Origin of the sequence: Nocardia camponoti (genome assembly GCF_014646135.1) — a bacterium.
In the GTDB taxonomy this organism is placed as follows: Bacteria; Actinomycetota; Actinomycetes; order Mycobacteriales; family Mycobacteriaceae; genus Nocardia; species Nocardia camponoti.
Genome location: NZ_BMMW01000001.1, coordinates 1,404,034 through 1,418,797 on the forward strand (window position 1 = coordinate 1,404,034; position 14,764 = coordinate 1,418,797).

Genomic DNA, 14,764 nt, shown 5'->3' on the forward strand with positions numbered 1-14,764 from the left:
TCTGTGGATAACTTTGAGCCTGTGGATAACTTCGCAGACTCAGCCCACATCACTCCGGAAGTCGCAGATCCGGCTTCTCAAGTTCCTCGATATTGACGTCTTTGAAAGTAATTACGCGAACGTGCTTGACGAACCGTGCGGGCCGGTACATGTCCCACACCCAGGCATCGCTCATGCGTACTTCGAAATACACTTCGCCGTCCGCGTTCTGCGGACGCAACTCCACCGAATTGGCCAGGTAGAAGCGGCGTTCGGTCTCCACCACGTACGAAAACTGGCCGACGATGTCCTTGTACTCGCGGTACAACGACAACTCCATCTCGGTTTCGTACTTCTCGAGATCCTCAGCACTCATCGGGTGGGACATCCTCCTGCTAGCAGCGCCGACTTCATTAGCAACATCATCGCGCATGGGCCCCGGTGGTAGCCACTCGGCTACCACCAGTCACTAATAGCTCACGCACATTGCGCCATGACCGGCGGTGTTGGGCGCTTGGTCCAAGCTCGCGCAACGCGGTTGTGTGTTCGGGCGTGTTGTAGCCCTTGTGGGCAGCGAAACCGTATCCGGGCAGCTCAGCGTCGAGTTCGACCATCATCCGATCACGGGTGACCTTCGCCAAAATGCTGGCTGCCGCGATACAGGCGGCCGTTGCGTCGCCACCGATCACCGGCAGCGACGGCGCGGCGAGACCAGGCACCTTGAAACCGTCGGTGAGCACGTATCCGGGCGTCGCGTCGAGACCCGCGACAGCACGCCGCATGCCTTCGATATTGGCGACGTGGATGCCGATCGCGTCGATCTCCCACGCCGGGACAACGACAACGCTCCACGCCATCGCAAGCCGCTGAATCACCGGAAACAGTTCTTCCCGAACCGGTTCGGTGAGCTTCTTCGAATCGTCGAGGCCGGCCAGCTTGTCGTAGGACTTGGGCGCGAGCAAACACGCCGCGACAACAAGCGGGCCAGCGCACGGACCGCGACCAGCCTCGTCGACCCCGGCAACCGGCCCAAGGCCACCACGGATCAGCGCGGCCTCAAGCGTGCGCAAGCCGTTCGCCTTGCGCATCACCATGCGCGGCGGCCACGCGGATCGTTCAGCTGCCATGTCAGTTCGTTTGCGGGTCCTGTGACCGGACGGGCCCGATGCGGGTCGGCGGCCAAATCTTGAATACGGTCTTGCCACGCACGTTGTCGACCGGGACGGTGCCCTGGAGATCGTCGCTGACGTGGGCGCGCGAGTCAGCCGACTCGTTGCGGTTGTCGCCCATGACCCACAAGTTGCCCTCGGGCACCTTGACCGGGCCAAATACGCGACCGGCCGGGTACACCGCGTTAGGGCGATCGGTGAACCACGGGTAGTCCTTCTTGATGTAGGGCTCGTTCAGTGGCTTACCGTCGACCATGACGCGCCCCTGCTGGTCGCAGCACTGCACGGTCTGGCCACCGACGGCGATCACGCGCTTGACGAGGTCGTTCTCATCGGGCGGAACGAGGCCGAAGTAGGAAAGGAAGTTCTGCACCCCACGCACGACGGTGTTGTCCGAGCGCACCGACTGGTAGTGGCCGTTCCACGATTCAGGGCCAACGAAAACGACGACGTCGCCCGGCTCCGGGTCCCCGAAGTAGTAACTGATCTTCTCGACGTAGATGCGGTCGCCGATGAGCAGTGTGTTTTCCATCGACTGCGACGGGATCACATACGGGCGACCAACAAAGGTCACCATCAACGCGGCGATGACGGCCGCGATCACGATCAGAATCGGCAGTTCCTGCCAGAATGGTCGCTGCTTTTTAGCCGAGCCCTTGCCGCGCTTACGGCTGTTACGTCCGGGCTTGTTGCCCTCGTCGTCCGAATCGGACACCGACACCGACCCACTTTCGTCTGCCACGCCGAACAGAGTAGCCCGGCATCATGACCGAAGTCTGATGCCGGGCTATTGCTGGAAATCGCTAGCGGTAAAGCTAAGCCGTGATCAGCGCTTTTCCTTGATCTTGGCAGCCTTGCCACGCAGGTCGCGCAGGTAGTACAGCTTGGCGCGACGCACGTCACCGCGGGTCACAACCTCGATGTGGTCGATGTTGGGGGTGTGCACCGGGAAGGTGCGCTCCACGCCGACGCCGAACGACACCTTGCGGACGGTGAAGGTCTCACCGATGCCGCCGCCCTGACGTCGGATAACGACGCCCTTGAAGACCTGGATGCGCTCCTTCGAGCCTTCGATGACCTTCACGTGCACGTTCAGGGTGTCGCCGGGACGGAAGTTCGGGACATCGCTGCGCAGCGACTTCTCATCGACGAAGTCAAGGGTGTTCATGGTGGTCCATCCTTTTCGGATTCATTGCGCGAACAGAGGAACCTAGCGGCGTGCGGGATTCCGCGCGCTCGACCGGTTCGTGCTCAGAACAGGAAGGTGCTCTCGAACTCACAAGCTGTCGAAAGGCAACCGCTACATTGTGCCAGAACGGCAACCCAACGTTGAAATCGGGGCTGCTCAGCCGGGGTGATCGGCCCGTTTGCGTGGCAGATGCAGGGTCGGCGGTGGCGCGGGCGGTGCGGCGACCACTTTACGCCGCAGTACCGCTTCGGCCGCCGTCCGTGCGTGTTCGACGTCGGGTTTGCCTGCGATGAGGTCTTGGACGAAGATCTTCGCGCGAATGACTGGCCGCCGATAACGGCGTTCGCGTGCGATGGCCCGTGCCATGGTTTTGGGCCGCCCGCCGTAGCGCCACCGAGCCCAGGGCGCGCCCGGTCGACTGAGCCGGAACGCGCCAACGACCAGCAGCGGCGCGAAGAACAGGCCGAAGAGACCCGTCCAAATCTTGCCTTTGAGAATCACGACGGCCGCGAGCGCGAGGTTGAGCGCGGCGCTCGCGACAACGCCGATGCGCACCCAGGTCCCGGCCTCGCGCAGGTCGTCGTAGTCGAGCAGCAAGCCCGGTTGCACGCCAAGAAGCAGCAGCCCGGTGACCGCGATCGCGACGAACACCGCGTCGACCGACGTGCGCCCCTGCTCTTCCCAATACACGTCGCGCAGATAGAAAATGAGCGCGAACTCGTCGAGCACAAGCGCGGCCCCGATCCCGAACACGGCGGCGAGCGCGCTCGACGTGACGACATTCGGTTCCTGCGCGGTCGCGATGAGCCCGATCCCGGACACCAGCACCGCGATCACTCCGAACACCATGTGGTGCACGTGGGTATCACCGGCTTTGACGTTGCCCGGCCACCAGCGCACCTGGGCGCGGATAAGCCGCACGCTGACCCGGATCACCACGAAGCCGACGATGAACCCGAGCAAGAAACACAGCAGCGGCAGGCGGCCGTGCGCGATCACATCGTCTTCGAGCCACCGTCGCATGCCGCCCGCCCTGTCTGTCGGTTATTTGCTCCCGAACCCCGCGCGACGCAACGCGTCGGCCATCGACCCGCTTGCCGCGGGCTTGTTCTGACCTCCGCTTCGGTTCTGCTGCGCGCCGCCACCACGGTTCTGCCGAGGAGCAGGACCCCGACCGCCACGCGCGCCCCCTCGATTGTCCGCCTGTGCTGGCTTGCCCGGTTCATCATCGAGCCGCAGCGACAGTCCAATGCGCTGACGTGCGACGTCGACCTCAAGGACCTTGACCTTCACCACGTCGCCGGACTTCACCACTTCACGCGGATCCTTGACGAACGAGTGCGACAGCGCGGAAACATGCACGAGCCCGTCTTGATGCACACCGACGTCGACGAACGCACCAAACGCCGCGACGTTGGTGACAACGCCTTCCAACACCATGCCGGGCTTCAGGTCGCCGACCTTTTCGATGCCCGCGGCGAACGACGCGGTCTTGAACTCAGGACGCGGGTCGCGACCGGGCTTTTCCAATTCGGCGATGATGTCGCTGACGGTGGGCACACCGAATTTCTCGTCGGTGAAGTCGGCGGGTCGCAGCGCGCGCAACGCGCTTGTGTTGCCGATGATCTCCGCGATCGGGCGACCAGTCTTTTCCAAAATGCGCCGGACGACCGGGTACGCCTCGGGGTGCACGGCCGAGGTGTCGAGCGGATCGGCACCGCCGCGAATCCGCAAGAAGCCTGCGCACTGTTCGAACGCCTTCGGCCCAAGGCGCGGCACGGTAAGCAGCGCCTTGCGACTTTCGAACGGTCCGTTCTGATCTCGGTGCGCCACAATGCTTTCCGCGACCGACGTCGACACACCCGAAACGCGCGCGAGCAGCGGAACCGACGCGGTATTGACGTCGACGCCGACCGCGTTCACCGCGTCTTCCACCACCGCACCGAGCGACCGCGCCAACAGCGTCTCGGAAACGTCGTGCTGATACTGGCCAACGCCAATGGACTTCGGGTCGATCTTCACCAGCTCAGCGAGCGGATCTTGCAGACGCCGCGCGATCGACACCGCGCCACGCAACGACACATCCATGTCGGGCAGTTCGGCCGACGCGTACGCCGACGCCGAGTACACCGACGCGCCCGCTTCGGAAACGACGATCTTGGTTGGCTTGTTCTCGGGGATGCGCGCGATGAGTTCGGTTGCGAGAGCATCAGTTTCGCGCGAAGCGGTGCCGTTGCCGATGGCGATCAAGTCGACATTGAACCGGGCGACAAGCGCGGCCAACACGGCAAGCGACTTCTCGGTCTGGCCCTGCGGCTTGTGCGGGTAAATGACCTCGGTCGCGACCGCCTTGCCTGTCGCGTCAACGACAGCAACCTTGACGCCAGTGCGGTAGCCCGGGTCGAGGCCCATCGTGGTGCGGGTGCCAGCGGGCGCGGCGAGCAGCAGGTCGCGCAGGTTGGCCGCGAACACGTCGACAGCGTCGCGCTCGGCGGACTGACGCAGCCGCATGCGGGTATCGATGCCGAGCGAAACAAGCAGCTTGGTGCGCCAAGCCCACCGGACGGTGTCGAGCAACCACGAATCGGCAGGTCGACCCTGGTCGGCGATGCCAAACGCCCGCGCGATCCGGCCCTCGTAGACGGTACGTTCGCCGCGCGCGGGCTCATCGACATCGGGCGCGAGGTTGAGGGTGAGCACCTCTTCCTTCTCGCCACGCAACATCGCGAGAATGCGGTGCGACGGCAGCTTCGCGAACGGCTCAGAGAACTCGAAGTAGTCGGCGAACTTCGCGCCCGCCTCTTCCTTGCCCGCACGCACGGTGGAGCTGAGCTGGCCGCGCGACCACATCATCTCGCGCAGTTCGCCAACCAGGTCGGCGTCTTCGGCGAACCGTTCGACCAAGATCGCGCGGGCACCTTCGAGCTGCTCAGCGGTGTAGCTGGCCGGGTCGGTTGTCGGGTCGGTGATCAGCGCGTCGGCGACGGGCTCGTGCCCGGCCTCACGCGCGATCTGCGCCTTCGTGCGCCGCTTTGGCTTATACGGCAGGTAGATGTCTTCGAGGCGCGCCTTGGTTTCGGCGAGCATGAGCTGTTGATGCAGCGCCGGGTCGAGCTTGTCCTGGCTGCGAATGGATTCGATGATCGCGCTACGACGCTCGTCGAGTTCACGCAGGTAGCCGAGGCGTTCTTCAAGCTGACGCAACTGCGCGTCGTCGAGGCCGTCGGTGACTTCCTTGCGGTAACGGGCGATAAAGGGAACCGTTGACCCGCCATCGAGGAGTTCAACGGCGGCGCGGACTTGGGCTTCCCGCACCCCCAATTCGTCGGCGATCCGCCGCCCCACCGAAGCGAGGGCGTGGAGGGTCGTGTGCTCAGTCTCGGGCGCTGTCGTCACAGCCGCAGAGACTACCGCGCCGGTCTGACACAAATCCGATCCCCGGGTCAGCGGGCGGATTCGAGGTGAAATCAGTCACGAATCACCAAGGCGCGCATAAGTACTGACCAGACGGCGACCCCGAGGACGAATCACCAAGGGCCACCCCACCTTCGGAATCAAAGCAGGCCACCGAATACCGACGTGAGATCACCGAAGGTACCGACCGTTCCGATTGAAAGAGAAATCTTCACCCCGAATGACCCGTGCTGAAGGACCTCGAAGCGTACCCAAAAGTGTTGGAACTAAAACAAACTCGCGAACAAGACTGGCCGGTAGCGTTGCTCAGATGACGGAGCCTTTTCAAGTAGCCGGCCTCGCCCTTGAGTGTGATGACCCGGAAACTCTCGCCCGCTTCTACCTCGGCCTGCTCGGCGGGCGGGTGTTGTGGAACGACCCAGCCAGCGTCGGTATTCGCATTCCGTCCGGGTTGACCGTCGCGTTGCAGTACGTGCCCGACTATGAAGCGCCGACCTGGCCACAAGCCGCGTCCGTGCAACTCAATCTCGCCGCCGACGCCGACCTTGCGCTGTGCGAACAGCACGCGCTGGCGATTGGCGCGAAACCCGCTCCCGCACAACCCGATCCGCGTTGGCGCGTGCTACTCGACCCCGCTGGGCACCCGTTCAGCATCACCACGCGCGTGGTTGTCGGCTGAATTAGGGCAGCAGATCCGGGCGACGTTCCCGCGTGCGCTCAAGCGACTGTTCATGACGCCACGCGGCAACTTTCGCATGATCGCCCGACAGCAGAATCGGCGGCACGTCGAGTCCTCGCCACGACACCGGTCGGGTGTAGCTCGGACCTTCGAGCAGGCCAAGCCCGTCTTCGGCGGCGATGGAGAACGAATCTTCTTGGTGGGAAAGCTGATTGCCGAGCACGCCGGGAATCAGGCGCACCACGGCTTCGGTCATCACGAGCACGGCGGCCTCGCCACCGATGAGCACGTAGTCGCCGATGCTGACTTCCTCAACGCGAACGCGACGGGCGGCGTCGTCGAAAACGCGCTGGTCAATGCCCTCATAGCGACCGCACGCGAAGACCAGATGCTTCTCATTCGCCCAGCGTCGCGCGGTTTCTTGCGTGAACGGCTTGCCCGCGGGCGTGGGCACAACGAGCAGCGCGTCGTCGGGGCACACCGCGTCGAGCGCGGGCCCCCACACCGTGGGCTTCATGACCATGCCGGGACCGCCGCCGTAAGGCGAATCGTCGACCGACTTGTGCACGTCGTGGGTCCACTCGCGTAAATCGTGGACCCCGACGCTGAGCAAACCTTTGTCAATCGCCTTGCCTAGCAACGCCGTTCGCAGCGGTTCCAGGTATTCCGGGAAGATCGTGACGACATCGAGTTGCACGAATTACTCCGGATCGAGCAGGCCCTCAGGCGGGGTGATGACCACCAAACCATCGGCGAGCGACACAGTCGGCACGATGGCGGTGACAAAGGGAATGAGAATCTCGCGACCATCATCGGCCGCTTTCACCGCGAGCAATTCGCCAGCGGCCGAGTGCAGCACTTCGCTGACCTTGCCGATAAGCGTGCCGTCGGTGAGTTCGACGCGCAGACCCTCAAGTTCGTGGTCGTAGTACGCGTCATCGTCGTCGGATGGGGGCAGCGCGTCGGAGTCAACGACGAAGAGCATGCCGCGCAACGCATCGGCGGCAGTGCGGTCGTTGATGCCGTCGACGAACACCAAAAGCCGGCCCGAGTGCTCTCGGGCCGACTTCACGGTGTAGTCGCGAGTCGCCTTGTCTTTGGGCATCTTGCCGTGCAGCACGACACCGGGAGCGAACCGGACGTCCGGTTCGTCGGTGCGTACGTCAACGACCAGTTCGCCGCGCACCCCGTGCGACTTGGCGACTCGACCTACGACGAGTTCCATCTAGGCGTCGGTGTCGACCACGTCGACCCGGATGCCCCGGCCGCCGATACCGGCGACGAGGGTGCGCAGCGCGGTCGCGGTACGACCGCCACGACCAATCACCTTGCCCAGGTCTTCAGGATGGACATGCACCTCGACGGTGCGCCCGCGACGGCCGGTGATCAGCTCGACGCGGACGTCATCAGGGTTGGCGACGATGCCGCGAACGAGGTGTTCAACGGCATCGGCAACAACAGCCGTCATTACTCGGCAGCCTCGGCGGCGGGCGCCTCTTCGGCAGCCTCTTCCTTCTTAGCGGCCTTCTTCTTCGGCGTAACAGCCTCGGCGACCGGCTCGTTGTCGGCAGCGGCAAGCGCGGCGTTGAAAAGGTCGAGCTTGGACGGCTTCGGGGCCTTGACCTTCAGGGTGCCCTCGGCGCCGGGGAGGCCCTTGAACTTCTGCCAGTCACCGGTGATCTCAAGCAGACGCTGAACCGACTCGGTGGGCTGGGCGCCAACGCCGAGCCAGTACTGCACGCGCTCGGAATCGATCTCGATGAGCGAGGGCTCTTCCTTCGGGTGGTACTTGCCGACCGACTCGATGGCGCGGCCATCACGACGGGTGCGGGCGTCGGCGATGACGACGCGGTACTGGGGGTTGCGGATCTTACCCAGGCGGGTGAGCTTGATGCGAACAGCCATGCTGGTCTGCCTCTTTCAATAGTTTTGGTCACCACGCGATGCGGCGACCCGCACGGTTTGCGGGTCCGGTTTCGCGTTTGGAGTGCGTGACCGCCGCGCGGTACGTAACCGGAGACGGGCTGACACGTGCCCTTATCGAATGACAAGGACGGTGGTTCATTCTGCCAGACAGCTAACCTCTGGCAGAAATCGCCCTACTTCTTGGGGAACTTCAGCTGCGAAAGGTCGATGCCTTCGAGACCGGGGGGAAGCTGGTCGAGTCCGGGCGGCATCTGCGACAGGTCCATGCCCGGCGGCAAGCCCGGCATGCCAGCGGGCATGCCAGGGAAACCACCGCGCACCTTCGGCGGCGTCGGGCCACGGCCGCCCTTCTTGCCCTTCTTGCCCTTGCGCGCGTTCGCCTTGCGCGCGCCCGGCAGGCCCATGCTGCGGCCCATCGCGGTCATCATCTTCTTCGCTTCGAAGAACCGGTCGACGAGCTGGTTGACGTCCGAAACCTGCACGCCCGAACCGTTGGCGATACGCAGACGACGCGACGCGTTGATGATCTTCGGGTTGGCCCGCTCGGCCGGGGTCATGCCACGAATGATGGCTTGGACGCGGTCGAGCTGCTTGTCGTCGATCTGCGAGATCGCGTCCTTCATCTGGCCAGCGCCCGGCAGCATGCCGAGCAGGTTGCCGATGGGACCGAGCTTGCGGATCGCGAGCATCTGGTCGAGGAAGTCCTCAAGCGTGAGCTCGCCGCTACCGATCTTGCGGGCGGCTTCCTCAGCCTGCTGCGCGTCGTAGACCTTTTCGGCCTGCTCGATCAGGGTGAGGATGTCGCCCATGCCGAGGATGCGGTCGGCCATGCGGTCGGGGTGGAAGACGTCGAAGTCTTCGAGCTTCTCGCCGGTCGACGCGAACATGATGGGCGCGCCGGTGACCTGACGCACCGAAAGCGCGGCACCACCGCGCGCGTCGCCGTCGAGCTTGGTGAGCACAACGCCGGTGAAACCAACGCCGTCGCGGAACGCTTCGGCGGTGCTGACCGCGTCCTGACCGATCATCGCGTCGAGGACGAACAGCGTCTCGTCGGGGTTGACCGCGTCGCGAATGCCAGCGGCCTGGCTCATCAGCTCGGCGTCGATACCGAGGCGGCCAGCGGTGTCGACGATGACAACGTCGTATTGGCGCTGCTTGGCCTCTTCAATACCGGCCGCCGCGACCGCGACCGGGTCGGCTGCCGAAATGCCGAGCGGGTTGTCGCCGCCACCGATCGACGTGCCGCCGTGCGGTGCGAAAACGGGAACGCCAGCGCGTTCACCGACGACCTGCAGCTGGGTGACCGCGCCGGGACGCTGGAGGTCACACGCGACGAGCAACGGCTGATGCCCCTGGTCACGCAGCCATTTCGCGAGCTTGCCCGCGAGCGTGGTCTTACCCGCACCCTGCAAACCAGCGAGCATGATGACCGTGGGCGGGTTCTTCGCGAGGTTGAGCCGGCGCGTCTCGCCACCGAGGATCGTGATGAGTTCTTCGTTGACGATCTTGACGACCTGCTGGGCCGGGTTGATCGCCCCCGAAACAGTCTCGGCCTTGGCGCGTTCCTTGATGTTGCCGATGAAGCCGCGCACCACGGGCAGCGCGACGTCGGCCTCAAGCAGGGCAAGACGGATCTCGCGCGCGGTGGCATCGATGTCGGCCGGTGACAGACGCCCCTTACCGCGCAGATCCTGCAAAGCACCGGTAAGCCGGTCGGAAAGGGATTCGAACACCGATCGCGCTCCTGAATGGAAGGGGGACGTCTATTTCCCTCCCAGGGTAATCGAGATTATTCCCAGTGCCGCACGTGCGGTGGTGTGCCGCGGCGAAGCTCGTGATTCTCGATGTTGACCAGGTAAATCGCTTCACGCCCGGTAAGGCCGACCTCACGCGCGAGAGTTTCGATGCGGTCCCACTCCGACCACTCCGTATCAGCGCCGTGGTGGGCGCTCGACGCGATCGTCATCGCCGCCAGCGCCTGCGCGCCAGTAAGGGTGCGACCGGGCAACCACGAAACCACCCACAAATCACCCCCGACACACCGTGCGATGTGCGCGGTTGCGTCGCTGGTCATCATTGACGCGGAAACGACTTCGATAGCCACAGATCAGCTCCCCTCATTCGAGTGACAGCCGGACCTTTGGGATGCTATAGGGCCATTGTCGACCTTTCGGGCTGCTGAAACACAACACGGGCAACCTGATAGCAATCTGTGTCCTAGCGCACTTCACTCGTCGAACGGTTCGGGCTTCGGCGGCGGTGGCGCGGGACGCGGAATCACTTCCCGCACAGCGGATTCGATGCGTTCGCGCTGGTGCGGACTGTCGCCATCGACGAGGTCGAGGCAAAACGCGTCGACAACCGCCGCGCCCATCGTCACGATCTTGGCCCAGCGCACATTCGCGCCGACACCAGCGAAAGCGCCAGCGAGGCGGTTCAGCAAACCAATTCGATCCTCGGCACGCAGTTCGAGGATCACCTGACCTGGCGTTGACGTGGTCGAGAAGATCATGCGCGGTTCAGCGCGCGCGTACTGACCGGGCCCTGGCCCGACCGCTTCGGCTTCGCGTTTGGCCAGCACGTTCGCGAGATTCAGCGCGCCCGACGACGCGCGAATGAGTTCTTCGCGCAGCAGGCCAGCGTCGGGCGGGTCGCCGAATTTCGGGGTCACGACAAAGGAGTTGATCGCCGAATCGCCAACACTGCCCAGCGAAGCCGACAGCACGCGCAACGAATGCAGCGCGAGCACGCCAGCGGCGTCGGCGAGCAGGCCAGGTTCGTCGGGCGCGATCACGGTGACGATGAAATTGTGCTTGCCCTCACCAGGCGTGAGCGTGACGTGCACGCCTCCTGCCTGCGCTTTCTCGACCAGCTCGGGGTCGATCGGCTCGGGCTGCGGCAGCGGATCGCCCGCCATGACGAGCTTGCAGCGACGAACGAGGTCGCCGATGAGGGAGGCTTTCCAGTCGCCCCAGACGCCGGGACCGGTGGCGAGCGAGTCGGCTTCGGCGAGCGCGTGCAGCAATTCGAGGAGGCCGACGTCGCCTTCCAGCGCGTCAACGACGTGCGCGACGGTTGCCGGGTCGGCGAGGTCGCGACGGGTCGCGGTGTCAGGCAGCAGCAGATGGTGTCGGACGATCGCGGTGAGCGTGCGAATATCCGACGGCCACAGCCCGAGTCGACGGCCGATATGCGTTGCTAGTTCCGCGCCGACGACACTGTGGTCGCCAGCGCGGCCCTTGCCGATGTCGTGCAGCAGCGCGCCGAGCGCGAGCAGGTCGGGTCGGGCGACGCGGGTGCTGAGCCCACTCGCGTACGCGACGGTTTCCATGAGGTGCCGGTCGACGGTCCAGGTGTGTACCGCGTCGCGCGGGGGTAGGTCGCGGACGGCACCCCACTCGGGAAAGAGCCTGCCCCACAAGCCCGTTCGATCAAGCGCCTCGACCGCGTCGATAGCTCCGCGACCGGAACCGAGCAGGACAAGCAGATCGTTGAGCGCGTCTTTGGGCCACGGCTCGCGCAGTTCGGGGGCGTCTTCGGATAGTCGATTCAGCGTGGTCGCCGACATCGGCAGTCCGGTTTGTGCCGACGCGGACGCGACGCGCAAGATCAGTCCCGGATCACGTTGTGGCCGTGCGTCTCTCGCAAGCACGACCTCACCCGAATGCTCGACAACCCCTTCGTCGAGCGGGCGTCGCACCGGCATGCGACGGAGTCGCGCGAGTCCGCGACGCGGTAGCGCGTTGGCCGCGGTGCGCACCCCAACATCGACCGAGTAACTCACCGTCCGGGCCGAATCACTCAGTGTCCGAGCGAGATCGAAGCGGTCACCGATCCGCAGCGCCGCGCCAATCTCGTCGGCGTCCTGGGCACGTAGTTGGTCGCGTGCCCGGCCAGCGACGCGGTGCAGTTCGGTACGAACGTCCAACAATCGCCGATGTGCTTGGCGCAGACCACCTCCCGGCACATCAGGACCGAGACCGGGCATCGCGTCGGTGAGTTGGGCGATGGCGAGGGCGTCGAGCAGCTGGATGTCGCGCAGACCGCCACGACCGTTCTTGAGGTCGGGCTCGGCGCGATGGGCGATCTGGCCGCTGCGCTGCCAGCGCTGCTGGGTCTGGGTGACGAGGTCGTCGAAGCGGGTCCGGATGCCGGTTCGCCATTCGCGACGAACACCGCCGATAAGCAAATTGCTCAGTTCAACATCGCCAACGATGTGGCGAGCTTCCAACATGCCGAGCCCAGCGACGAGGTCGTCGGCGGCAACGCGCAGCGCCTGCGGGACAGTGCGCACGCTGTGGTCGAGTTTGATGTGAGCGTCCCAGAGCGGATACCACAGTTGATCAGCGACTTCGGCGACCACCGCCGGGTCGATGTCGTCATGCAGCAGGACCAGATCAAGATCGGAATACGGCAGCATCTCCCGGCGACCGAGTCCGCCAACCGCGACAAGCGAGAGTCCGCTGTCGGCGGTGATGCCGAGTTCGTTGCCTTTGCTGGTGAGCCACAGTTCGAACAGGTCAACTAACGCCGCCCGCAAGGCTTCTGGGTCAAGGCGTGATGTGCGCGCCCCGTCGAGCAGTTGCGCGCGGGCTTTGACCAAGTCAGCCGCGCCATTGTGTTGGACTCCACCGTTTCCTGCTGCCACGACCCACCACCCATTCATGCGCCACGGCCCCGCCCCCTCCGGTTCGACCGGACGGAGCGGGGCCGCGGGTTTGATCAACTGTTGTGCGTTGACGCCTTCGAATTACAGTGCGTCGCCGCCACGTTCGCCGGTGCGCACCCGAATGATGGTGTCAACCGGGGTGACCCAAACCTTGCCATCACCGATCTTGCCGGTGCGTGCGGCCTCGACGATCACCTCGACGACCTTCTCCACCGACGCGTCGTCGACAACAACCTCGACGCGCACCTTCGGAACGAAATCAACCGAGTACTCAGCACCGCGGTAAACCTCGGTGTGGCCCTTCTGACGACCATAGCCCTGGACTTCACTGACGGTCATGCCCAGCACGCCTGCCTGTTCAAGCCCGGTCTTCACGTCTTCGAGCGTGAACGGTTTGACGATTGCCGTGATCAGTTTCATGTTCGTCATGCCTCCTTGACGAGCGAGCGTGCCGTGCCACCCACAGCAGCGAAATCGTAAGCGGTTTCCGCGTGCTCGGACTCATCCAGGCCCGCCGACTCGGATTCATCGCTGGCGCGCAGGCCAATCGTGAACTTAATTGCGAACGCGATGATGGCCGTGGCGATCAGCGAGTAGCCAAGAACGGCGAAGGCACCGATGGCCTGCAGCTTCAACTGCTCGATATCACCACCGTAGAACAGACCCTTGACGGCTGCGGGCGCTTCGTCAGTAGCGACGAGGCCGATCATCAGGGTGCCGACCAGACCACCGACGAGGTGGACGCCGACGACGTCGAGCGAATCATCGAAACCAAAGCGGAACTTCAGGCCGACGGCCAGCGCGCAAAGCACACCGGAGACGATGCCGATAGCGAGGGCACCGATGATGTTGACCGAGGAACACGCGGGGGTGATAGCGACCAGACCGGCGACGATGCCCGAAGCGGCACCGAGCGAGGTGGCGTGACCGTCGCGGATCTTCTCGACCGCGAGCCAGGCGAGCATCGCGGCAGCGGTGGCGATGGTCGTCGTGAGGAAGGTGGCACCCGCGACACCGTTGGCGGCAAGCGCCGAACCGGCGTTGAAGCCGTACCAGCCGAACCACAGCAGACCGGCACCGAGCATCACGAACGGCAGGTTGTGCGGACGGAACGGCGTCTTCGGCCAGCCCTTGCGCTTGCCGAGGATGATCGCGAGCACCAGACCGGCAGCGCCAGCGTTGATGTGGACGGCAGTACCACCGGCGAAGTCAATCGCCTTGAGGTTGTTGGCGATCCAGCCACCGTTCTCGGCGGTGTAGCCGCTGAAAGCGAAGACCCAGTGCGCGACGGGGAAGTAAACGACGGTGGCCCAGATTCCGGCAAAGACGAGCCAAGCACCGAACTTCATGCGGTCAGCGACCGCGCCCGAGATGAGTGCGACAGTGATGATGGCGAACATCAGCTGGAAGGCAACGAACACCGAGAGCGGGATCGTGCCAAACAGCGGGACGGCCGCCGCGGTCGCGGGGTCGGTGGTCGCGAGGTACTGACCGCCGAAGACGCCCTTCAAACCGAAGTACTGGAGCGGGTCACCGATCAGGTGGGCTTTGTCCTCGCCGAAGGCGACGGAGAAGCCATAGAGACACCAGAGGATGGTGATTAGACCCATCGCCGAGATGCTCATCATGATCATGTTCAGGACGTTCTTGCCGCGGACCATGCCGCCGTAGAAGAACGCCAAACCCGGCGTCATCAACAACACGAGTGCGGCCGAAGCCAGCATCCATGCGGTGTC

16 protein-coding genes are annotated in these 14,764 nt (G+C 64.5%); 1 reads left to right on the forward strand and 15 read right to left on the reverse strand.

Annotated features, from left to right (window positions below):
* Positions 1-49: 49 nt before the first annotated feature.
* The 6 genes from IEX78_RS06445 to IEX78_RS06470 all read right to left on the reverse strand — a co-directional run bounded on the left by IEX78_RS06445 (position 50) and on the right by IEX78_RS06470 (position 5,733).
* The gene (locus IEX78_RS06445; RefSeq protein ID WP_011210678.1) at positions 50-355 is read right to left on the reverse strand and encodes a DUF2469 domain-containing protein; all 306 of its coding nucleotides are present in this window, start codon (positions 353-355) and stop codon (positions 50-52) included.
* Positions 356-401: 46 nt separating this feature from the next.
* Positions 402-1,106, reverse strand: coding sequence for a ribonuclease HII (locus IEX78_RS06450; protein WP_188827844.1), 705 nt, complete (start codon positions 1,104-1,106; stop codon positions 402-404).
* 1 nt (position 1,107) lies between these two features.
* A complete protein-coding gene (gene lepB, locus IEX78_RS06455) occupies positions 1,108-1,890 on the reverse strand; it encodes a signal peptidase I (RefSeq protein WP_373291523.1) in 783 nt (260 codons plus the stop codon).
* A gap of 84 nt (positions 1,891-1,974) precedes the next feature.
* The gene (gene rplS / locus IEX78_RS06460) at positions 1,975-2,316 is read right to left on the reverse strand and encodes a 50S ribosomal protein L19 (RefSeq protein WP_188827845.1); all 342 of its coding nucleotides are present in this window, start codon (positions 2,314-2,316) and stop codon (positions 1,975-1,977) included.
* A gap of 177 nt (positions 2,317-2,493) precedes the next feature.
* Positions 2,494-3,360, reverse strand: a complete 867-nt coding sequence (locus IEX78_RS06465) for a hypothetical protein (protein ID WP_188827846.1) — start codon at positions 3,358-3,360, stop codon at positions 2,494-2,496.
* Between the two features lie 21 nt (positions 3,361-3,381).
* On the reverse strand, positions 3,382-5,733 hold the full coding sequence (locus tag IEX78_RS06470; RefSeq protein ID WP_188827847.1) for a Tex family protein: 2,352 nt from the start codon (positions 5,731-5,733) through the stop codon (positions 3,382-3,384).
* A 328-nt stretch (positions 5,734-6,061) separates the two neighbouring features.
* Between IEX78_RS06470 and IEX78_RS06475 the strand changes: the two genes are divergently transcribed.
* Complete coding sequence (locus IEX78_RS06475; protein ID WP_188827848.1) at positions 6,062-6,430, forward strand: VOC family protein; 369 nt, start codon at positions 6,062-6,064, stop codon at positions 6,428-6,430.
* 1 nt (position 6,431) lies between these two features.
* Here the strand turns inward: IEX78_RS06475 and trmD are convergent, their stop codons facing one another.
* From trmD to IEX78_RS06520, 9 genes are all read right to left on the reverse strand, one after another.
* Positions 6,432-7,127, reverse strand: a complete 696-nt coding sequence (trmD, locus tag IEX78_RS06480) for a tRNA (guanosine(37)-N1)-methyltransferase TrmD (protein ID WP_188827849.1) — start codon at positions 7,125-7,127, stop codon at positions 6,432-6,434.
* A 3-nt stretch (positions 7,128-7,130) separates the two neighbouring features.
* Positions 7,131-7,655 carry a ribosome maturation factor RimM gene (gene rimM / locus IEX78_RS06485; protein WP_188827850.1) on the reverse strand — a complete coding sequence of 175 codons (525 nt, stop codon included), beginning with the start codon at positions 7,653-7,655 and terminating at the stop codon, positions 7,131-7,133.
* The gene (locus tag IEX78_RS06490) at positions 7,656-7,898 is read right to left on the reverse strand and encodes an RNA-binding protein (RefSeq protein ID WP_019048210.1); all 243 of its coding nucleotides are present in this window, start codon (positions 7,896-7,898) and stop codon (positions 7,656-7,658) included. It abuts the gene before it with no gap.
* Entirely contained in the window at positions 7,898-8,335 is a 438-nt protein-coding gene (gene rpsP, locus IEX78_RS06495) for a 30S ribosomal protein S16 (protein WP_188827851.1), read from the reverse strand. Before rpsP ends, IEX78_RS06490 begins: the two co-directional genes overlap by 1 nt.
* A 194-nt stretch (positions 8,336-8,529) precedes the next feature.
* Entirely contained in the window at positions 8,530-10,092 is a 1,563-nt protein-coding gene (gene ffh, locus IEX78_RS06500) for a signal recognition particle protein (RefSeq protein ID WP_188827852.1), read from the reverse strand.
* Between the two features lie 56 nt (positions 10,093-10,148).
* Positions 10,149-10,463 (reverse strand): hypothetical protein, encoded by a 315-nt coding sequence (locus IEX78_RS06505; protein WP_229683740.1) that lies wholly within the window; start codon positions 10,461-10,463, stop codon positions 10,149-10,151.
* Positions 10,464-10,586: 123 nt separating this feature from the next.
* Entirely contained in the window at positions 10,587-13,025 is a 2,439-nt protein-coding gene (locus tag IEX78_RS06510; protein WP_188827853.1) for a [protein-PII] uridylyltransferase, read from the reverse strand.
* Between the two features lie 84 nt (positions 13,026-13,109).
* The gene (locus IEX78_RS06515) at positions 13,110-13,448 is read right to left on the reverse strand and encodes a P-II family nitrogen regulator (protein WP_188828284.1); all 339 of its coding nucleotides are present in this window, start codon (positions 13,446-13,448) and stop codon (positions 13,110-13,112) included.
* A 5-nt stretch (positions 13,449-13,453) separates the two neighbouring features.
* The gene (locus IEX78_RS06520; protein WP_188828285.1) at positions 13,454-14,752 is read right to left on the reverse strand and encodes an ammonium transporter; all 1,299 of its coding nucleotides are present in this window, start codon (positions 14,750-14,752) and stop codon (positions 13,454-13,456) included.
* Positions 14,753-14,764: the final 12 nt, after the last annotated feature.